The sequence below is a fragment of the Gottfriedia sp. S16(2024) genome (assembly GCF_050473765.1).
Lineage (GTDB): Bacteria > Bacillota > Bacilli > Bacillales > Bacillaceae_G > Gottfriedia.
Map to the genome: position 1 here is coordinate 2345709 of NZ_JBFLUO010000001.1, position 20388 is coordinate 2366096.

19 protein-coding genes are annotated in these 20388 nt (G+C 30.8%); 15 read left to right on the forward strand and 4 right to left on the reverse strand.

The genetic code is table 11. The features are described 5' to 3' along the window. Window positions 1-337 precede the first annotated feature (337 nt). The 3 genes from AB1282_RS10930 to AB1282_RS10940 all read left to right on the forward strand — a co-directional run bounded on the left by AB1282_RS10930 (window position 338) and on the right by AB1282_RS10940 (window position 3836). Window positions 338-1726, forward strand: coding sequence for a peptide MFS transporter (locus tag AB1282_RS10930; protein WP_429899082.1), 1389 nt, complete (start codon window positions 338-340; stop codon window positions 1724-1726). Between the two features lie 1296 nt (window positions 1727-3022). Beyond that, entirely contained in the window at window positions 3023-3310 is a 288-nt protein-coding gene (locus tag AB1282_RS10935) for a hypothetical protein (RefSeq protein WP_390312918.1), read from the forward strand. A 64-nt stretch (window positions 3311-3374) separates the two neighbouring features. Continuing rightward, complete coding sequence (locus tag AB1282_RS10940) at window positions 3375-3836, forward strand: hypothetical protein (RefSeq protein ID WP_056471748.1); 462 nt, start codon at window positions 3375-3377, stop codon at window positions 3834-3836. Window positions 3837-4070: 234 nt separating this feature from the next. On the opposite strand, the gene AB1282_RS10945 is transcribed toward AB1282_RS10940, so the two are convergent. Then, window positions 4071-4568 carry a hypothetical protein gene (locus AB1282_RS10945; protein ID WP_429899083.1) on the reverse strand — a complete coding sequence of 166 codons (498 nt, stop codon included), beginning with the start codon at window positions 4566-4568 and terminating at the stop codon, window positions 4071-4073. 427 nt (window positions 4569-4995) lie between these two features. On the opposite strand from AB1282_RS10945, the gene AB1282_RS10950 reads away from it, so the two are divergent. From AB1282_RS10950 to AB1282_RS10965, 4 genes are all read left to right on the forward strand, one after another. Further along, window positions 4996-6246 (forward strand): helix-turn-helix domain-containing protein, encoded by a 1251-nt coding sequence (locus AB1282_RS10950; protein ID WP_429899084.1) that lies wholly within the window; start codon window positions 4996-4998, stop codon window positions 6244-6246. A gap of 4 nt (window positions 6247-6250) precedes the next feature. Next, window positions 6251-6511, forward strand: a complete 261-nt coding sequence (locus AB1282_RS10955) for a hypothetical protein (protein WP_429899085.1) — start codon at window positions 6251-6253, stop codon at window positions 6509-6511. Between the two features lie 61 nt (window positions 6512-6572). Then, window positions 6573-7142: a nucleotidyltransferase domain-containing protein gene (locus tag AB1282_RS10960; RefSeq protein ID WP_429899086.1), complete on the forward strand. Its 570-nt coding sequence runs from the start codon at window positions 6573-6575 to the stop codon at window positions 7140-7142. 23 nt (window positions 7143-7165) lie between these two features. Further along, the gene (locus AB1282_RS10965) at window positions 7166-7669 is read left to right on the forward strand and encodes a GNAT family N-acetyltransferase (protein ID WP_429899087.1); all 504 of its coding nucleotides are present in this window, start codon (window positions 7166-7168) and stop codon (window positions 7667-7669) included. Between the two features lie 169 nt (window positions 7670-7838). Here AB1282_RS10965 and AB1282_RS10970 read toward each other — a convergent pair whose 3' ends face one another. Next, a complete protein-coding gene (locus AB1282_RS10970; RefSeq protein ID WP_429899088.1) occupies window positions 7839-9281 on the reverse strand; it encodes a flavin monoamine oxidase family protein in 1443 nt (480 codons plus the stop codon). Window positions 9282-9571: 290 nt separating this feature from the next. Here AB1282_RS10970 and AB1282_RS10975 point away from each other — a divergent pair, with 290 nt between their 5' ends. Further along, window positions 9572-10291, forward strand: coding sequence for a toast rack family protein (locus tag AB1282_RS10975; RefSeq protein ID WP_056471767.1), 720 nt, complete (start codon window positions 9572-9574; stop codon window positions 10289-10291). Between the two features lie 67 nt (window positions 10292-10358). Further along, window positions 10359-11204, forward strand: coding sequence for a class I SAM-dependent methyltransferase (locus tag AB1282_RS10980; protein WP_429899089.1), 846 nt, complete (start codon window positions 10359-10361; stop codon window positions 11202-11204). A gap of 45 nt (window positions 11205-11249) precedes the next feature. Here AB1282_RS10980 and AB1282_RS10985 read toward each other — a convergent pair whose 3' ends face one another. Further along, entirely contained in the window at window positions 11250-11582 is a 333-nt protein-coding gene (locus tag AB1282_RS10985) for a hypothetical protein (protein WP_429899090.1), read from the reverse strand. A 252-nt stretch (window positions 11583-11834) separates the two neighbouring features. Between AB1282_RS10985 and AB1282_RS10990 the strand changes: the two genes are divergently transcribed. The 6 genes from AB1282_RS10990 to AB1282_RS11015 all read left to right on the forward strand — a co-directional run bounded on the left by AB1282_RS10990 (window position 11835) and on the right by AB1282_RS11015 (window position 18237). After that, window positions 11835-12524: a response regulator transcription factor gene (locus AB1282_RS10990; protein WP_429899091.1), complete on the forward strand. Its 690-nt coding sequence runs from the start codon at window positions 11835-11837 to the stop codon at window positions 12522-12524. Then, entirely contained in the window at window positions 12521-13978 is a 1458-nt protein-coding gene (locus AB1282_RS10995) for an ATP-binding protein (protein WP_429899092.1), read from the forward strand. The genes AB1282_RS10990 and AB1282_RS10995 overlap by 4 nt, the downstream gene beginning before the upstream one ends. Window positions 13979-14065: 87 nt before the next feature. After that, complete coding sequence (locus AB1282_RS11000) at window positions 14066-15103, forward strand: TolB family protein (protein ID WP_390312909.1); 1038 nt, start codon at window positions 14066-14068, stop codon at window positions 15101-15103. Window positions 15104-15422: 319 nt separating this feature from the next. Continuing rightward, window positions 15423-16628 carry a CapA family protein gene (locus tag AB1282_RS11005; protein ID WP_390312908.1) on the forward strand — a complete coding sequence of 402 codons (1206 nt, stop codon included), beginning with the start codon at window positions 15423-15425 and terminating at the stop codon, window positions 16626-16628. A gap of 716 nt (window positions 16629-17344) precedes the next feature. Further along, the gene (locus tag AB1282_RS11010; RefSeq protein ID WP_056471787.1) at window positions 17345-17635 is read left to right on the forward strand and encodes a hypothetical protein; all 291 of its coding nucleotides are present in this window, start codon (window positions 17345-17347) and stop codon (window positions 17633-17635) included. Between the two features lie 128 nt (window positions 17636-17763). Then, window positions 17764-18237: a GNAT family N-acetyltransferase gene (locus tag AB1282_RS11015; protein ID WP_056471790.1), complete on the forward strand. Its 474-nt coding sequence runs from the start codon at window positions 17764-17766 to the stop codon at window positions 18235-18237. Between the two features lie 37 nt (window positions 18238-18274). Here AB1282_RS11015 and AB1282_RS11020 read toward each other — a convergent pair whose 3' ends face one another. Further along, entirely contained in the window at window positions 18275-20374 is a 2100-nt protein-coding gene (locus tag AB1282_RS11020) for a TerD family protein (RefSeq protein WP_429899093.1), read from the reverse strand. Between the last annotated feature and the right edge of the window lie 14 nt (window positions 20375-20388).

The following is a 20388-nucleotide window of genomic DNA, read 5'->3' on the forward strand; positions in this document are numbered from 1 at the left end:
AGGTATTTATCGTTAGGTAAGTAATTTAACACCCTTTGAATATAGTGTGAATTACCTAAAATTTAATCAGTTTACTATTTCGAATTTTCAGACTTGGTGTTTTTTTTACAAATACTGATTATTTTGTGCTATTCTATTACAGAACTCAAATCTACATAATGTTATAGGATATGAATAATTTAGTTTTCTAGTTTCAAGCCTCTATTATAGGGCTACTTTTTTTATTTATCATTTGTCGAATTTTGTCGAGTTTTTGATTTATAAGAAATTGACAGAATAGTATAGGAATTAACTACGATTATCTGCACAAAGATTAACAACATGGGGAGGAATAGGAATGAGCGTAGCAACTGAGACAAAAACAGCAAATCAACCAAATGAGAAAAAGAAACATCCACCAGGATTGTATTTGTTATTCGCTACAGAAGCATGGGAGCGCTTTAGTTATTATGGTATGCGTGCCCTTTTAGTACTATATTTAACAAGTACTGCCATCCAAGGTGGTCTAGGATTTAAAGAAAGTTTCGCACTTAGTCTGTATGGATTATTTACAGGTTTAGTATATTTCACACCAATCATAGGTGGTTGGTTAACAGATAACTTTATTGCAAAACGTACCGCTATTACAATTGGTGGTATCATAATGGCAACTGGAAATATCGTTCTTTTCGGAATTAATAGTGCTACCGGTTTATATATTGGATTAACACTATTAATTATTGGTAATGGATTCTTTAAACCAAATATTTCTACTCTTGTTGGTGAATTATACGATAAAGACGATAATCGTCGTGATGCAGCATTCACAATTTTCTACATGGGAGTTAACGTTGGTTCTTTCTTTGCTCCACTAGTGGTTGGTTATTTATCTTCAAACTTATTTGCTACACATTCTGGTGGAGTAACAACATTTGGATATAAATATGGCTTCTTAGCTGCAGCAATTGGTATGATTTTTGGACAAGTATTATTTAATGTACTTGGTAATAAATTTTTAGGGGATAAAGGTACAAAACCTAATGTTAAGGTTCTAAAAGAAAATGCAACAGCAATTGATAAAAAAATTCCTTTAACGAAAAAAGAAAAACAAAGGACGCTTGTTATTGTTATCTTAACTTGCTTTGTTGTTTTCTTTTGGGCAGGATTTGAACAAGCAGGTTCATCTTTAACACTTTATACTGATAAATTTATTAACAGACAAATTGGAAGCTTTACTGTTCCAACAGAATGGTTCGCATCAATTAACCCATTTTTTATCATTATACTTGCACCAATCCTTTCTTCTTTCTGGATTAAATTAGCACGTTCTGGTAAAAACATTAGCATTCCTGCTAAAATGGCAATGGGTATTATTCTATTAGGCTGTGGGTTCATTTTCGTAATTCTTGCTGTTATGAAAACTGGTTCAGATCCAAATCACATTACTGTAAAAGCTAACATCATTTTCATGGTTATGACTTATTTCTTCCATACTTTAGGTGAACTAGTATTATCACCAGTTGGATTATCTGCAGTAAGTAAATACGCTCCATTAAAATATGCTTCACTTTTAATGGGTGTATGGACCTTATCAAGCTTCGTAGCAAACACATTAGCTGGTCAATTAGCAGCTTTAACAACAAGTTTAGGTATGCTTGAAGTATTCATGTATATCGGTGCTGTAGCTGTTGGAATAGGTTTAATCTTACTTGCTATCTCACCAAAATTAGCAAAAATGTTAGAGTAAAGATATGGTTACCAACTAGAATGGATTTTGAGGTTCATTCAAAAGTAACAAAAAAACCATAAATATAGGCTTTTTTGTTACTAACATTAATGTTCGCGAACAGTTGTTGAATTACAAAAAAAACTATTTTGTTTACAAAAAAGTTAATTTGAAAAAAATAAGACTGCGAGTTGGAAATAATGACCCGTTTTGAAAAATGAAAATATACCAACAAAAGAAGATTTTCATGTAAGTGAAATAGATGAGCATATAGTAATATGAAAACCAATTAATTAAAGTATATAAAAAACAGCTTGCTGGATAACAAAATCTTAGCAAGCTGTTTTTTTATATGACAATTATAAATTTATAATGGCAAAATGCGAAAGTATTAAGGATTTTTTGCTTGAAAAGAAATTTTATAATTAAGATACAATTAAGGTGAAATTGTGAAGGTTTACACTTAAAGTAAATGGCAGTTGAGTTGCAAAAGAAATGTTATAATTTTTGATGAAGTATACATGTTGGGAGTACTATTTTGATTTAAAATATTATTGATACAGGTGCATATATACCGTTTATATTTGGAGGTTTTTTTGTAATATTAGGCATTCTGTTTAATAAGTCTAAACATGATGTAATTAAAAAAGGAAACAAAAAGGGTAGAGAAGGGAGTAGCATTTTAGTTGAATTGGTTTATATAATTATTGGATTCTTACCTTGGCATATTGTAAAGGTGATAACTATATTATTTGGATTATTTTTTATTTGGTTAGCTATTATGACAATATAAGTACTTATAAATAGTAAATAACAAATTTCCAATTTAAATTAATTAATACAACTAACGCAATGCGTTAGTTGAGCAACATGATCGACATACATTTATTTGGTGGCAGATACATACAAAGTATCTATTTAATTATGATAATCATAATTTTAATATAGATTTATGTAGGCACTCAGCTTATGATAAATGTAGCGATTCAGACAGGAAAACAATGATTGAAAATACTGGTGTTTCAACGTTTTTCATAAAATAACAGAAGATGTTCAACGTGTTTACCACAATTTAGATTTAGGTGAATAGAAAACAATAAACACAATGAAGTAAGATCAACGCGTTCATATAGATGAATTAATTTTCATCTGTATGAACGCGTTTTTTGTTTTTTGAAATAAGCATTTGTTCATAGAATTTTTATGATCCATAAGTGGCAGACAGGAAAATATGAATAGTACAGAGAATAGTATTGTTAGTCAAGATTTGCTAAAGAATTATCGAATATCATATTCAATTTGAGGAGATCTATACATATGGATAAATTATTAAAAAACGGGTACAAAGCATTTAAGTACACGGCTCTAAGAATTGGTGTATTTTTGTTAGTTTTAGCAACTCCAGTAGGTATTTTAATGAGCTTTAATGCTAATGCCGATGAGCGACAAGAACAAGAAATAAATTATTATGAACAATCCGTTGGCGAAAAAGGATTGAAGCTAGAAGAGCAACGAAGAAATGAGGTTATTCAAATTAAAAATAGCTCAACAGGCTTTGAATCCGCAGCTACCTGTGATGCTGACTCAAACTCGGTATGTGATTAAAATTATTTTGCATTCCTAGATTTTGGGGTAATAATTCTTGATTTTATTTATGGAGGAGTAAATTATGGAAGAGACGATTAAACAAAATAGCTTCACTCATAGGGAGCTTGCTGCTTCATGTTTTAATAAAGTCTGGGATCTACTTGAATTAGAAAATAGATCTGAAAGTGAATCAGAAGAAATGGTTCATTTATGTCATAGCTCTTTTTGGCATTGGACAAAGGTTGAGAGCCATACACCAAGAAACATTTCGATTGGATATTGGCAATTATCACGAGTGTATGCTGTTATAGGGCAAGGAGAAATGGCTTTAGATTACGCAAAAAAATGTGTCAAAGTTAGTTTAGAAAATGAAGTTGAGCCGTTCTACATAGCATATGCATATGAAGCTTTATCAAGAGCTTATGCAAAACTAAATCAGTCTCCAGAAAGCTTAGCTGCTAAAGCTAAAGCATATGAATATGTAAATGATGTAAAGTTTGAAGAAAGTAAAGAGTTGTTACTGAAAGATTTGGATACAATTTAATCCGTTTTGTTTTAGTAATTAGGCTAATTGATTTGGGAAGAATCTACAGATGACTTAAAAAGGAGGTCTCAAAGTCAGAGTACTTTTGAGACCCCCTTTTTTGTATTAATTTTTTTAAATGATTTACGAAAAGCGAACAAAAATTATGATTATACATAAAAAAACCACAAGGAAAATTAATCACCTAGTGGATTTCTTCATTGATCACGGTCTTTATTGAGAACATATTTTTATTTAGATAACATTTAAATCATAAATACTTGAAATGACCCATTTATTTTTTAATTTAACAAGATCCAATGTTACATTACATATATTTCTACCGTTTTTATAATTTCCTTCAGGTTTTATCCCGTCAACAAATGTTATTTCGTATTTTATATGTACGGTAGCTTTATGATCTTTCTTTTTTAAATGGATGACAGATAAATTATCACCGATGAATTTTGCATCAATTACGTTAGACATGATCTTAGTAAAGTAGTAAGAATGATTGCTGATTTTTAATGAATCTACTACAACAGAGTTATAAATCTCAACATCTTTCCACTTTAAAGCTGTAATATAGTTTCTTACAGAGTTTTGAACATTTTGTTCAATTATTAATTCTGTAGACGCTTCATCGTCCAATCTCTTCTGTTTTTCTTTTTCAATCGTTAGTTTTAATGTTAATATAATAATGACAATTATTCCAAAAATTACCAAATATAAGGTGAGTGGTTTTTTAGTCATATGGGACCTCTACAAGTATTAATTAATTTGGAAGATTACTAGCTTGAATTTTATAAAACTATATTTAAATTATTTATTGAGATAAAAATGGCTTTAATCAAAAAAATCGCAAGATGTAATGATTACATCTTGCTTTAAAACTGGTTATTAAATGGGGGTGCATTTAAATAATACTAATGAAGTTATTAGTCGTTAGTATCGTTTAACTGCTTGTACTAAAATCATACCATTCAGTTTGATTTTTTTGTATTGGGAAAATTTTTTGAATATAATTTGTCTGAAAAAAATCGAAAAAGTATATTAATGTGTCGGAAAATCTAATAGAATTTAATTATTAAGAGAAGATTAAAAATATTAATATAGGAAATTATTAGTTACTAGTCATATATATATGTATTTTAAATAAAGGTGAACAGGAGATATTATTATGGATTATGGCATGATGATCTTTCATCATCGAAAAAAATTGGGATGGACCCAGGAGAAATTATGTGAAGGAATATGTTCTGTTTCGCATTTAAGTAAAATTGAAAACGGTACAAAAGAGGCTGGTATAGAAACGATTGAATTGCTTTTAAAGAGAATGCAAGTTGAAATAGATGAAAATAATAATATAGATGAGGTGACTGGTCAACTTAAACGATTATGGAACTCGATTGAACGAGCTGACTATGATTCTAGTAAAATGGTGTTTGAAGAATTGATTGGTAAAGAGGAAAGTATAAATTATACTAATATATCAAATGACTTTTGTATTACAATTTGGAGATATTATATTTTTATTGAAGATCTTAAAATGGCAAAGAAAAAATGGAAACAACTTGAGGCAAAAAAGAAGAAATTTTCCCAATATGAAACGATAAAATATTTGTTTACACTATCAATATATTACATAAAAGAAAAAAGATATAATGACTCTCTTCTAATAATGGATGAGGTACAAGAAATTACACCAAACCTTGAGATCGATTTCCAGGAATATTGCTTCTATAGAGCTTTAGTATATAGCTTTATAAATCAGACTTCCTTATCTATGTATTTTTGTAATAAAGCAATTCCTATTTTTTTACAAAATAATAATATTAAGCGGATTCTTGATGCAAAAATGTTACTTTCACTTCAATTAATAAAGAGCAAGTTTTTAGATCGAGCCGAGCAATTTCTAATTGAAATACTAGATTCTTCTGTCATATTAAGTGATAAAACAATACATATGAGTGCTTTACATAATTTAGGCTATTTATATTACCATTCAAATCAACATAAAAAGGCAATAAAGTATTATCAAGACTATTTATCTAATATACAGGAGGATACTGAAGAGTATTTTTTAGTCATATCAAATATAGCGAATAATATGATGATCATTAATGATTACGAGACTGCTACTAAGTTGTTATGTAAGAATCTCTCCAAAATAAAGGATAAAAATAGTGCATCCTATATTCGAATGAAGGTTTTATTACTAGAGGCAAAAAAGGACGAGGCAAATTTAGTGACATATTTACGTGAAGTTGGCCTGCCATTATGGGTTCAAACCAATGATCATGAAAAATTAATCAAATACTATGATGTTGTTACAGATTACTATGAAAAAAACGAATCATTAGAAAAACAAAACATGTTATATAAAGAATACAATAGCACTCTATTAAAAATTATCGAAAGCAGGAAATAACATGATGAAAAGATTATCCAACATTATAACCATATTGTGTTTGTTCACTGTCCTATCTATTAATTATGGTCCTAATTTAGTTTCTGATGGTTCGCAGACCTCAATTGTTTCAGATAATCCAGGAACACAATTTTATTCTAATGATATTGATCAAAGTGAGTCTACAGATAAAGGGTTTCAACCATATGATCGAACAAATCGTTCTTATGTAGATGAGCCAATTCATCCTAAAGTTGAAAGACAATTATTTATAAGAACTAAATAAAACCATTAATAAGTATCATACATTTAGTGTGGTACTTTTTTAATTAGGAAGGATGGAAGCTATGTCTCTTGAACAATGCTATAAAATTTATAAACAAATGAAGGATTTTAATAAAGGTTGGTATATAGCTGGTGGGTGGGCGATTGACCTTTACTTAGAAAAACAAACGAGAAATCATCATGATATTGAAATCGCCATTGCGCGTAATGATCAACTATATCTTAAAGAGTATTTACATAATTGGACGTTTAATAAAGTCATTAAAGGGAAATTATCATTTTGGGAGAATGAATATTTAGAACTGCCTATTCATGAAATACATGGTAAAAATGATAAAACAAACGATGAATTAGAAGTTCTATTAAATGAAATCGAGTTCAATGATTGGAAGTTTAGAAGAGATGAATCGATTACTTGTAAGCTTGACTCATTTTATCGTGTTACAAATAAAGGTATTCCTTACTTGAGTCCAGAAATAGTGCTTTTATATAAAGTTAGAAATACAAGAGAAAAGGATCATCAGGACTTTAAAAACGTGAAAGATTATTTGTCCTTTCACAAAAAAGCATGGTTACGTGAAGCAATCATGATCCATCATCCTAATCATGAATGGCTTGAAGATTTAATATAAAAAAGTTGTAGGAGTGAGCATAGATGGAAGTATTGATTAGACCAGTAGAAATAAATGATGCCAAGGCACTTCATCGTATATGCACCCAAGAAAATGTTTTTCCTTATATGATATTTTTGCCTAGTATGCGAGTAGACATGATGGAAAATCGAATTAGCAACTTACAAGCAAACGAATTTGAATTTGTCGCAGAATGTAATGGAGATGTAGTAGGGTTAGTTGGTTTAGCGCAAAGAACTGGTCGCAGGTCTCATGTAGGAGATTTATTTATCGCGACTGATGGTAATCATCATAATAAAGGAATTGGAAAAGCTTTGCTTACGAAAGTATTAGATTTGGCAGATCATTGGCTAATGCTAGAAAGAGTAGAACTAGGAGTATTAGAAACAAACCCTAGGGCACAAGCGTTATATGAAAAGTTTGGGTTTAGAGTTGAAGGTGTCAAAAGAGGGAATATAAAAGCGAATGGCCGATTTGTTGATGAAATTATGATGTGTCGATTTAGGCCAGATGGTCTGATTCAATAATAATAGTTAGTAATCATGTTGTGTTTGGGCAAGTTGAACGGAGCTTAAACAAAACCTATGGTGTGAACTAATTCATAGATAAATAATAAAAACTAAGTATAACAGAAAAATATTTGTTAGTTTAAGATCGGACCGGGCAGTGATTGCCCGGTCTTTACTTTTAAGTAGTTTAGTATAGATTATTAATCTCATATGCAGCCCGTATTCCAGATTCAATGGCACCTTGTATCCAGGCGTGGGAACGAGAAGTATGCTCCCCTGCAAAGTGTAACCTTCCTTCAGGACTACTTATATAAGAATTTAGTTCTTCCTCTTGCCCAGGCTCAAAAAATGTAAAGGCACCAATAGAAAATGGATTTTGGCTCCAGTTAAAGGACGTTCCAGTTACATATTCAGAATAAACTTGATTGCCCCAAATCTTAGACAAGTCCCGTAAAGCATAATGAATACGCTCTTCTTCAGTTAAGGCACTCAATGTTAGCGCTTCATCTGCCCACGTATAGCTTGCCTTGACAACAGCTGGTCCTGTGGTACCAATTCCAGTACTAGGATAGAGTGAAAGTCTGGTAGGTAAATCGCTTGTGGACATACCACCGAATTGACCATATTTCTCCCAAAATCTACTTTTAAATTCAATTCCAATTTTCGTTGCAGACATGTAGTTTATTTCGCGAATTGCTTTTCGTTTGTAATAAGAAATCGAATGGAATGGTTCAATTTCCACAAATCTTAAAAGTGAAAATGGGATAGCTATGATGGCAAGATCTGCGTTTATAGTGTATTGGTTTGAGGTTTTATTGTCAGTTGTTTGGATTGTTAGTGAATTACCATTTTGAATAATTTTCGTCAGTTTTTGATTTAATAGAATATTATCCTTTAATTGAGGAAGAAACGCTTTTGGTAATAGATCCATTCCTCCTGTTATTTCATAAAATTTCGTTGCTGTTTTAAAAGTGACCTGTTCCCTTAAAACTTCTAAAAAGGACATTCCCATAAATGCTTCAAAATCAAGGAGCACACCGATCATATCAACTGCACCAACTGAAAAGTACGAATTTAAAAAAGAACCAAATGAAATATTACCATAATTTTTTTCGACTATTTCCCAATTAGTTAATGGATTTTGATTAATAAAATTGATAAATGGCTGTAATGCTTGATCTAATAACACATCTGAAGTTTTTCCTTTTTCGTTTGGTGCTACTGGATAATTTAATATGTCGGGATTGCTTTTATAGTTAGCTTGATTCGTTTTTATTCCATTTGCATAAATGATATCGTTTGGCGTTTCATTAATAAACTCATTTACTGGCAAATGGAATTTTCTAATATACTCTAAAGTTAAATGATGGACATTTGGGATTCGTAATGGACCAGCATTTAAATAAAGCCCATCACTAAACGGCTCACGCAAAGTATAAGCACGACCTCCAATTCGATCATTTGCCTCGATCATTGTGACATGATGTCCTGCATCCTTTAATAATGAAGCCGCGGTCAAACCGGCCATTCCAGCGCCTGCAATAACTACTTTTTTTGAGAATTGAGTTTTTCTAAGGCCGTTTCGAATGATTGAAATCATTTGTTCAGTTGTTAGTGGAGAACTTGTCATAGATTCTCCTCCTTTACATTTCCTTCATTTCATTTTATTCACATAGAAGAAATCGTATGTAATTGATTTGAATTTGAAGTAATAGCTAGTTTCAGTTGGTATTATTAATCTTTTTTTTAAAAATTAAAGGAGAATTCTGTCAAAAAATCTAATAGTTATTATTGGATATCTCGTCCTTAATTTACTTTCATACTTTGGTCGTAGACGGATTGATACTGCAGGATGTTATCTAGATTTTTTAATTTCCATAAAATGTGATTATTAGAAGTTTTTAATTGGAGGTTAAAAAAATGAAAAAATTATTTATTTCTGCTTTATTAATGATTTCCTCGGTATTCGTTCTTACTAGTTGTTCAATTTTTAACAATGAAAAGGTAAAAGAAGAAACTGTTTCTATTCATAAAGATCGAGCTAAAAAATTGGATGTCAGTTTAGATTTAGGTGCAGGAGTAATGAACGTTTCAAAAGGTACAAAAAATTGGGTAGATGGAACGATCGAATATAACAATAAATATTTGACTCCAGATGTATCATATAAGCTTAAAGACTCCACAGGAGAAGTAAGTATTGATCAATCTAAAAAGCATTTTCCAAAAGTGAAAATTGGTAAATTAAAGAATGAATGGAATTTGAAGCTTTCGAATAAACTTCCGATTGATTTAGATGTTAATACAGGCGCAGCAAAAACTAATCTTGATTTACGTGGCCTGAATTTAGATGAATTGGATATTGAGTCTGGTGTCGGAGAGCTTAATGTAAATTTAGGTGGAAACTGGAATAAAAGTTTCGAAGCAAATATTGAAACTGGGGTTGGGAAAACGACCATCGTGCTACCTTCCGATGTGGGTGTAAAAATCAATTTAAGTAAGGGAATTGGCAAGGCAAATGTAATCGATTTAATTTCGAAGGGTAACGGTGTTTATGTTAATGAAGCGTACGAAAACGCTAATGTTAAAATAACAATAAATATGGATTTAGGTGTAGGAGAGGTAAACTTTAAATTAGATTAATATAAAATCAATTTAAAAGTTATAGAAAAAAAGTTTCATGAAATTTTTATCTCTAAGGAGGGATTCAATGCTAAAAGATGCAGTTGAATCAGTTATTGATTGTATGGCATCAAGTAAGGGGATGTCTGATATACAAAGAATTCAAACAGAACATCGTTTTAAATTAGTTGAGTTTTGGAATATAGAAGAAGGAAGTAAAGTATTAGAAATAGGTTGTGGTCAAGGAGATACGACTGCCGTTTTAGCATATACAGTCGGGGAAAATGGATTTGTTCATGGAATCGATATTGGCCCACCAACATACGGCAGTCCAATTTCATTAGGAGATTCCGCAGACTTCCTATTACAATCGAATTTAGGTAAACAATTAAAGATGGAGTTTGAAATTGACATATTATCACCAACTGTTAATTTTCATGAAAATGAGTTTGATTATATTGTTATGTCTCACTGTTCATGGTACTTAAAATCACATGAAGAATTTATTGCAGTCTTAAAAAAGATTAAAAAATGGGGTAAAAAATTATGCTTTGCAGAATGGGATACAAGAATTAGCTCAATTGAGCAGTACCCGCATTTACTATCTGTTTTAATTCAAGCTCAGTACGAGGCATTAAAACAAAATAGTGAATCAAACATTCGCACCCTTTTTAATCCAAATGATATTAAAAATATTTGTGAAGCTTCAGGCTGGAACATAATGAATGAAACATCTATATTCTCTCCAAAATTACAGGATGCTAGATGGGAGATTAATAAGACTTTGGCAGATATCGATATTGAACTCAATAATATTGAGAATATGCCTAGTAAATTAAATGGACTGATTCGATCAGAAGTAAAAATGCTAGAAGAGTCTATTTCTTCCAATGAAATCAAACCTTTATCGATATTTGCATTTGTAGCGGAATAAAACTTTTTAAAAAAAAGCATCTATTTTTACTAGATGCTTTTTTTACTATTGAGGATGATAATTTCTTTGATAAATATAAGGATAACTTGGGTAGTAATACGGATACAAGTAGATTGCTGAAACTGAAGTAAGTGGTACAGTGATCTTTTTATAGATGCGGTATCTAGGGCTAAAAGTTTCTCCACCGCTTTGTCTTACTTCAAAATAACGCGATTCAGGTGCGGCGAGGTCTTCTGGAACAAGCAAGCTCGCACTATTCGTGTCGCTATCTAATAAAATACCCTCTAATAAAGCTCTTTCGTTGGTTTGAAAGACTACATGGCAGTACTTATATTTTTTACACTTATTTTGCATATTTCGAACATGTGGATGTTCCATGAAATCCCTCCCATTTGTCCTCAGTACTTAATGTATGATTTCAGATAAAGTACTAGAATATTGTCCAAACTAATTAAATGATAAGAAAACGAAAAAAAGAGAACAAGATGTTTCAAAGATGTAAATTTTTTGTATTTACATAAAAAACGTTTAGTAATTCAGTAATGAGCCATCTATAATTTTTCCTAAGGAAAATATTAATAAAGTTTAGTTAAAGAGAAAAAACATAAATTATGAATTTAGGTGAGGTAATTGCAAGGGAAAGTATTAATTGTAGATGATGAAAAAAGTATTGTAGATCCATTAACTTACGCATTTCGTAGAGAAGGTTTTATCGTAGAAAACGCATTTAACGGAAAAGAAGCATTAGATAAGATTCCAGATTTTAATCCAGATATTTTAATATCGGATATTATGATGCCTGTAATGAACGGTTTGGACCTATGTAAACAAATAGGAAATAAAGAAGGGCTTGGAATTATTTTACTTACAGCTAAGGATGATATTATTGATCGAGTTTTAGGATTAGAGTTTGGAGCGGATGATTATATAACAAAACCATTTGATATTAGAGAATTACTTGCTAGAACTAGATCTTTACTCAGGAGATTAAAAAAACAATCAACACCTGATGAAAAAAAGAGCATTTCAATTAATAAGCTACAAGTAACACCTGCTCAAAGAAAAGTTACAGTTGATGGAACAAATATAGAATTAACTCCTAAAGAATTCGACCTTCTTGTTTTATTAATTTCAAATATGGATCGAATTTTTAGCAGAGACGAATTATTAGATTTAGTATGGGGAATGGAGTATATCGGTGGAACAAGAACGGTCGATATTCATATACAACGTTTACGTAAAAAGCTAGGTAATTCTTATCAACATTTAATTCAAACTGTTTTTGGAGTCGGATATAAGATATCTAGTGAAAATAAATGAAACTGAGTATTAAAGTTAAGTCGAGCTTATTTTTAGCCATGCTTTTAATCGGAACGGTCATTGTATTAAGTATATTAGTCTTACAAGGTATCAAACAAAACCAGCAAAATCAAACTGAAGAAACACTTGCTAGACAAAGTAAATTAGCAAATGTATATGTAAAGCAAGTTTATTTAAGTCAAACATCAGAAGATCCTCAAGATTTTTTTAAACGATATGGTCGGGAAATTGCTAGACAGATTGGGATCATTAGTAGTCTTCATGTCACAATTTTTAATATGTCTGGGAAAGTTGTTGGAGATTCGCTTCCTTTAGAATCTACAAGAGATGTAGGAGATACTTTAAGTTATGCGTTAAAAGGTAAAATTGCATACCAAGAGAGCGGTGAAATATTATCTTATTTTGCACCGATTTATAATGCTAATAATCAAATTGGAGTTGTTCAGTTCGATTATTCATTAATTAATAATCAGAAGTTTTATGATAATACAACTAAACTATTTATTAAAATTGGTTTAATCACTACAATTCTTAGTTTTATTATTGGATATTTCTTTTTTAATTCTCTTGTTATGAGTATTTTAAAACTCAGAAAAGTAACGGAGGAAATTAAATTAGGAAACTATCCAGACCGTTCTACTTTAAGTCGAAAAGATGAGTTGGGCTATTTAAGCCAAGCAATCTTCTACATGAGTAATGAAATTCAAAATAATATAAAAGGCATTCAACAAGAAAAAGAAAATCTCCAATTAGCTGTTGAAAAGCTTAAAGTTTTAGAAAAACAACAAAAGCAATTTATTGGATCGATTACTCATGAGTTTAAAACCCCACTGACTGTAATTAGGGCTTATATTGATTTATTAGACATGTATTCGGATGACCCAAAATTATTAGAAGAAGCAATTAGTAATATAGGGAAAGAATCACTTCGTCTTTACGATATGGTAGAAAAAATATTAAAGCTAGCAGAACTTGAGAAGTATGACTTTGAAATTGTAAAAGAAAAAGTCGATGTATATTCCCTTTTAGAAGATATCTGTTTAAGAATGAAAGGGAAAATGACTAAGTTTGGCTTATCGATCCGTACAAATTTTGAACATGCGATGATCCTTATTGATAAAGAAAGCTTTACATTAATTATTATGAATTTATTAGATAATGCCATTAAATATAATAAAACAAATGGTGAGATCAACGTTTCAAATAAAATTGAAAATAATTATTTAGTTATTAAAATATCTGATACGGGTATTGGGATATCTTCGGAATTAGTGGATAAAATATTTGAACCATTTTTTACTGTAAATAAGGATCGTTCTCGTCAATCTGGAGGATCGGGTTTAGGGCTTGCCTTAACAAAGGATTTAATTGAAAAGCAAAATGGTACGATTCTTGTTGAATCTATAGAAGGTAGCGGGTCAAGTTTTATCATTACATTTCCGTTAGCAAAGTAAAAGTTTACAAATTGGAAACATGATATGTTAAAAATTGAAACATCCTATACGTATCATAAATTTGTACGAATGTAGGGGAGTGATGTGATGTTTAACAAGTGTATGATTAAAGTGTTTTTTCTAGTTAGTACATTTCTATTAATTTCAGGTTGCCAAAGCCAAAATGAAGATATAGTAATTGAAAAAAAACATAAAAAAATTACTGTATTAACAGGAAATGAAGAGGTTGTAACAAACGAGTTAGCCCTTGAGAAAATAGATCGCTATGAAGGTATTCGTGGGACGGATTGGTTGGATGGTCATACGATTTTAACTGAACAAAAAAATATGAAATTACCAAAATCAGTTATGACAGATAATGGTGATTATACTTATCACATTAATTTATTCTCGTATGATCTAAACACGAACAAATCGCAAGTATTAGCAAGTGAGGAGCATGATCAAGTAGGGGCCGTTATTTCACCCGATAAAAAGCATATTTTCTATAAGCAAACAGAGGATGGAAATTCTGGTACAGGTTATATTATCAATTCTGAAGGAACTGAAAAGGTTAAAGTGTCGGAGCCGGATGCCATTTATGCATTCGCGACAGAAGGACGATGGATCGATAATCAAACAATCATTTATTCAACGATATTTAACCAAATGTATTCAGCTAATCTAAATGGGCAAGTAAAAAGGATTGATCCTAATTCTGATAAAGTTAATTTAATAAGGAAAAAATACAACGAGCAAAAAGTTGAATGGGTTATTCCATCTCAAGATCAAAAGCAATTCGCTATTGTTAGAAAAATTGCAGCAACGAAAAGAGAGTTGTTTATAACCGATGAAAATGGAAGAAAAACCGTATCTTTAGCTACTGGAACTCAAATTTTCGGTGCAGGTTGGTCGCCAAACTCCAAAACATTAGCTTTTTCCGTAATTTCGGAAGATAAGGGAGAAAGAGGATTATACGTGATCGATGTCAAATCTAGAAAGATAACACAATTATCGACTGATTTAGACGAGATTGCTGGGCCAATAACTTGGAGTCCATCTGGTAAAAAAATATTGGTTTCTAAAGTGATGTTAAAAGATAATCTAAATGAGTTTGTGACATATGTATTAACGTTGAAAAATTAAGAAACGAATTAGTTTCTTCTATAAGAAAGTGAGAGAAAAACTCACTTTCTCTTTTTTCACTTTAGGAAGTATAAATTGGCAGCAAAGAGTCGTACTCAAAGTGGTAACCAATTTTAGGAATAAAGTATAAGTGCAACTACGCCTCTGCCTTCGTTTTGCTCGTCAGTCGTCGCGTTTTCTTTATCAATATTTTGTGTAAAATCTTTGTCTAAATGTAGTAGGGGAGGCTCAGGTATCCGTACTAAAAAGAAATAGATTTTTTTACTAATAATCGAAAATATATTTCTAGCAAAGATATTAAAAGGAGATATAAAAACATATGAGGAGTCGGAAGGATAAAAATACTGAAAAAAGAAATAGTAAAAAAATATTTATATGGATTTTGATCTTAGTTCTATTTGGCTGTATATCAGGATTTAGTTATTTTGTTTATAAGAAAGTTTATGAAGAAAGCAATTTAGTAAAAAGTGACACTAAAAATAAAGCTAAAAATAAAGTAGTAGATGAAACAAAATCGATTAAAAAGCCAGTTCAAAAGCCACCAATTCAAAAGCCAGAAAATAACAATACGGCAAAACCAGAAAATGTAGAAACGACTATTAAAATTAGTGCCGCTGGCGATTTTACACTTGGATCAGATGAGGATTTTCAATATATTAATTCTTTTCCAGCAGAAGCAAATAAAAATGGATTAGCTTATTTTACAAAAGGGCTAAATAATATCTTTAAACAAGATGATTTATCAACTGTTAATTTAGAAACGACTTTAACGAATGCAAAAATAAGAGCAACTAAAACATTCCGCTTTAAAGGTAATCCTTCTTATGCCAAAATATTAACTTTAAGTGGTATTGAAGCGGTAAATTTAGCTAACAACCATAGTCATGACTATTTGCAAAAAGGTTTTGAAGATACGATTAACAATTTGAAAAAAGAAAAAATAGGTTATTTTGGCTATAACGACCAATATGTAACAACGATTAAAGGTGTTAAAGTTGCTGCACTAGGCTATGAAGGCTGGAATGATTCACCTGAATTAAGGATTAAAATTAATAATGATATACAAAATCTAAGAAAAAATGGTGTGAAAATTATTCTAATCCATTTCCATTGGGGAATCGAGCGAGATTACGTACCGAATAGTACTCAAAAAAATTTAGCCCATTATGCAATCGACCATGGAGCGGATTTAATACTCGGCCACCACCCACATGTTGTTCAAGGAATTGAAGAGTATAAAGGGAAATTTATCGTATATAGTTTAGGAAATTTTATGTTCGGCGGAAATAAAAATCCAAAAGATAAAGATACATTTGTTTTCCAACAAACTTTTCATCTAAATAATGGAAAACTCACAAATCAAAAAGAAATAAAAGTTGTACCATTCTCAATTTCATCAGTATCTAGCCGAAATAATTACCAACCATTATTTCTAAAAGGCTCTGAAGAACAAAGAGTTAAGAAAAAAATCATTGACGCTTCAAATAAGATTCACGGATCTAGTTGGACTCAATACGAAAAATAATAAGATAAGAGAGAGCAATCCTTTAAAGGATTGCTTTTTGCGTGTTGAATTATAAAATGGTCAAACGTACTTTAAGTGAATCTTAATGCTAATATAATTTTTTCTGATCTAATGTTAAATTTTTGAGTGGTTTTATAATAACAACAAACTCTAGTAATTGTTTATTTTAGAGAAGTTAAAAATATTTAATTGCTAAATTTTAGATTAACAAGTTCAAATGATTATTATTATACGTTGATGTTCTTACTTAATTGACCTGTAAACTGTTTAACAAGTTGTTATGCTACTCTAAGTAAAGGATATTAAAGTAGGTTTTTAGTGTAACCATTTTTTTTGAATAAGTTGATTGGAACGGAGGGTTGCTCGACTCCTATGGGAAATGCGGGAAGGCTGAGACCCCACAGGAACGAACGTGACGAGGAGGCTCAGGTCTCGCCCCATGGAAAGCGAGCATCCCGTAGTGGAAATCAACCTCACTCTACTCCTTTTACGAAAATCTGGTTATTTAATTACAACTTTGTTTTTCAACAACCTGAGCAATCCATTAAAGGGTTGCTTTTTTAAATACGATGGATTTTTAACCAAAAGTTATAGGTAAAAGTCCTTATTTAAAATGATAATGCTATATTTTGGAAGGAATTTCTTCTTTTTTAACGAATCAAAAGAATAACCTAATAGTAAGTTGATTGCCAAATAAAATTTAGGAGGAATAAGAAATGAATCTACAGTTTATTGAATTCCTTAGTATTATTTTCGTATCCTTGATTTTATCTGTGTGGGTAGAGGTTAAAATGCAAAATAAAACACACAATGTATTAGCTACAATGTCGATTGCATTTAATATTAACCTATTCATCTTAGGCATTGCGAGTATTTGGTGGATCCTTAATTCTAGTGATAATGCAAGCCTGATTTTGGGTATTCAGTTATTATTAGCAGCATTTTTTGGAATTTTATTAATTAATATCGGAGTATTCTTCTTTGTTAGAAATAGGGTAGTTTCGTAAATTTATTATGCTCGATCAGGTAGTTTAAGTTTAGATAGACTTTAATTTAAATCTAGCATTACTCTATTTAAAATGAGTAATGCTTTTTATATTTGCAGTTTTAACAAATACAAAAATGAGGAGAAATCATGGAATTATACATTAGTAAAATGACAGAATCTTACGCTACTGAAATACTTAATTGGAGTTATGCTCCCCCTTACGATTTTTATAATAATGAATTAAGTCAAGAGGGACTAGAGGAACTATTAAATAATCAGTATTTAGCAGTTATTGACCAAGATGAGAACTTAATCGGCTTTTATTGTATTGGTCAGTCAGCTCAAGTACCAAAAGGGAACGAGTTTGGTGTTTATGAAAGAAGGATGATTGACATCGGATTAGGAGTTAGACCAGATTTAACAGGGAAAGGTTTTGGGAGTGGAATTTTCAGGTTTATTCTTGAAAAAATACATGAGACGACTAATCTTTCTACATATAGATTAACAGTTGCTAAGTTTAATAAAAGAGCGATTCGGCTGTATGAAAATTTTGGTTTTAAAGTGGAGAATGAGTTTTATACTGAGCGTGCTGAATTTATAACAATGATCAGTGGAAACTAAATAGCCCCAGACTCTATTAAATTGTCTGGGGTAATTTTTAGCTCATAAACTCACTTATTATTAAATCATAACGGTATGGTGTAACTTCTTCATTAAATGAAAACACGGTATCTGCTTCATCTTTATTTGTTACAAGCTCACCACGAGCAACTGCATGTAACTCTAATAGTTCATAAAGTGAAATACTATTCTTTTCAGACATAGCTTCAGTTAGTATTGCTAAACTATTCGAATTACTTTTTGCGTTGTTATAGTAATCAATATTGTCTTGTAAACCTAAATCACACCAAATAACTTTCTGTTCAAAAGTGTCAAAAATTAGTGGAATACTTATTTTTTGATCATTCGCTAGATCGAAGCGATCCATAACAGTATTAGGTTCAAAGACTTTACCAGACTTGAAATCGTCTCGTAGCATCCATCCAGCAAAACAGCTAGGTAAATTACAAAATGAATGATCTGAATAACTATTTACACTTAATACAACATAACGAATCCCATTATTTTTAAGAGTAGGAATATGGCAGTCTATGAACTCACTAGCCCCTTTAGGAGCACTTGTGAAATCACCACTGTGATAGCATTTAAGCTGTTTATTTTTTAGTTCATAGTAAGAGATATCACTTATATAATTAAAATTATCATCGTAAAATACTGCACTTAAATCAATATCGACAGTTCCAGTATGTACGCCATTTACATCTCCTTCTTTCCAATAAAGAAAGAATCTAATTATATCTCCTTCACCAATCGGAATAGTGGAGCCTCGAGGAATTGTTCTAAGTGATTTACTTGCTGAGCGCAATCCATTAGGCAAGGTAAAGTTGTGATATGATTCATCGATCCATACTTTGCCAAGAGATTCTTTAACAGAAAAACGTGCGTATAAAGTTTTTTTAACAACATTTAAAACATCATCGATTATAACTTCACTAAGTTTTGTTATTTTATTTTCAATAGCATAGAGTTTCGCAATATTTCCTTTAGGAAAAAAAGTGCGAATTCTTCTCTCATCATTTCGTTTATTAAAATGATTCCATAGACTTAATAGAACCGGAGTTGAAACATCCTTACAAACGATTGAAAACTGTGAAACAATATATTGCTGATCATTTTCTTCAGTAAATGAACGTAAAACAAAATCTAGTTTTCTAGCAAACTCACCAGGACGTTTGATTAATTCACTTGTTAATTTAGTGAGATTTTTTTTACTTAAGTATTCAGTGATTTTACTTTGGTATGTACTTACTTTTTTTTCGTTTCTAAGGATATTGAATAAATTTTCAGTATGTGGAAAACGCTTCGAATATTCACCAGGATGTAGTTTTTCTCCAATTCTTATCCATACGTTTCGTCTTTTAACCATATCCTCAATTGCGTGAGGGATTTCATTTAATAATGAAAGGATTAATTTACGCTCTTTTCTACTAAATGATATAAATTTAGTATTCATGCTTAAAGAAGGATCGCCTTCACTTAATGCAGCACAAAAGCGTAAAATATCTGTTGCCGTTTTTAAATAATTTGCGATTTCATTTTCGCTTATTTTTTTAGATTGATACAATAGTTTGAGGACTATAGCCATTTTTTCTTTTGATAAGAATAGTTCTGGTAATAAGTTTAGTGGTTTATTTTGAGTTAGCAGTACATATTGAATATCCTCAATGTCTTGGGACTTAAAAGAACCAGTACTATCAATTAATCTTTTAATAATTTGAATTAAATCATCTTGTTTTGCTAGATTAATTATTTTTAGATTTTTTTTATTTCTAAGAGGTGGTCGTTTTTTAATTAGAGTAAGTGGTTGAACTCCGAATATATAATACAATAAGCTATTCATATATAACTCTGCTTCATCAATTTTCATTACGTCATTAGGAAAGTTTTTGTAAAAAGGAATGTGGTCAACATTATAGCCTAATTCATTACTGATCGTTTCCTTGAAATCTATAAACCAAGCTATAAATTCTTGATCGTTCCATGTTTGTAAAATTTCAATAAGCTCAAGTGAAAAAGTATAACCGAACGCTTCTAGTTGCTTCAAGGCTGTTGCAAGTAATGGCTTTGGGAGGTTGTTTTCTTGTTTTTCGATATAGAGGGAATTTTTTCTTCGGAAAAGGATGTTTGTTTGATTCATGTATGGCCTCCAAA

Bases quoted from the DNA above. Each gene is read 5' to 3' on its own strand.
- AB1282_RS10975 (WP_056471767.1), top strand. From the start codon at position 9,572: ATGAAAAAATTATTTATTTCTGCTTTATTAATGATTTCCTCGGTATTC.
- AB1282_RS11020 (WP_429899093.1), bottom strand. From the start codon at position 20,374: ATGAATCAAACAAACATCCTTTTCCGAAGAAAAAATTCCCTCTATATC.
- AB1282_RS10985 (WP_429899090.1), bottom strand. From the start codon at position 11,582: ATGGAACATCCACATGTTCGAAATATGCAAAATAAGTGTAAAAAATAT.
- AB1282_RS10980 (WP_429899089.1), top strand. From the start codon at position 10,359: ATGCTAAAAGATGCAGTTGAATCAGTTATTGATTGTATGGCATCAAGT.
- AB1282_RS10955 (WP_429899085.1), top strand. From the start codon at position 6,251: ATGAAAAGATTATCCAACATTATAACCATATTGTGTTTGTTCACTGTC.
- AB1282_RS10945 (WP_429899083.1), bottom strand. From the start codon at position 4,568: ATGACTAAAAAACCACTCACCTTATATTTGGTAATTTTTGGAATAATT.
- AB1282_RS11010 (WP_056471787.1), top strand. From the start codon at position 17,345: ATGAATCTACAGTTTATTGAATTCCTTAGTATTATTTTCGTATCCTTG.
- AB1282_RS10995 (WP_429899092.1), top strand. From the start codon at position 12,521: ATGAAACTGAGTATTAAAGTTAAGTCGAGCTTATTTTTAGCCATGCTT.
- AB1282_RS10940 (WP_056471748.1), top strand. From the start codon at position 3,375: ATGGAAGAGACGATTAAACAAAATAGCTTCACTCATAGGGAGCTTGCT.
- AB1282_RS10930 (WP_429899082.1), top strand. From the start codon at position 338: ATGAGCGTAGCAACTGAGACAAAAACAGCAAATCAACCAAATGAGAAA.
- AB1282_RS10970 (WP_429899088.1), bottom strand. From the start codon at position 9,281: ATGACAAGTTCTCCACTAACAACTGAACAAATGATTTCAATCATTCGA.
- AB1282_RS10950 (WP_429899084.1), top strand. From the start codon at position 4,996: ATGGATTATGGCATGATGATCTTTCATCATCGAAAAAAATTGGGATGG.
- AB1282_RS11015 (WP_056471790.1), top strand. From the start codon at position 17,764: ATGGAATTATACATTAGTAAAATGACAGAATCTTACGCTACTGAAATA.
- AB1282_RS10965 (WP_429899087.1), top strand. From the start codon at position 7,166: ATGGAAGTATTGATTAGACCAGTAGAAATAAATGATGCCAAGGCACTT.
- AB1282_RS10960 (WP_429899086.1), top strand. From the start codon at position 6,573: ATGTCTCTTGAACAATGCTATAAAATTTATAAACAAATGAAGGATTTT.
- AB1282_RS10935 (WP_390312918.1), top strand. From the start codon at position 3,023: ATGGATAAATTATTAAAAAACGGGTACAAAGCATTTAAGTACACGGCT.
- AB1282_RS11000 (WP_390312909.1), top strand. From the start codon at position 14,066: ATGTTTAACAAGTGTATGATTAAAGTGTTTTTTCTAGTTAGTACATTT.
- AB1282_RS11005 (WP_390312908.1), top strand. From the start codon at position 15,423: ATGAGGAGTCGGAAGGATAAAAATACTGAAAAAAGAAATAGTAAAAAA.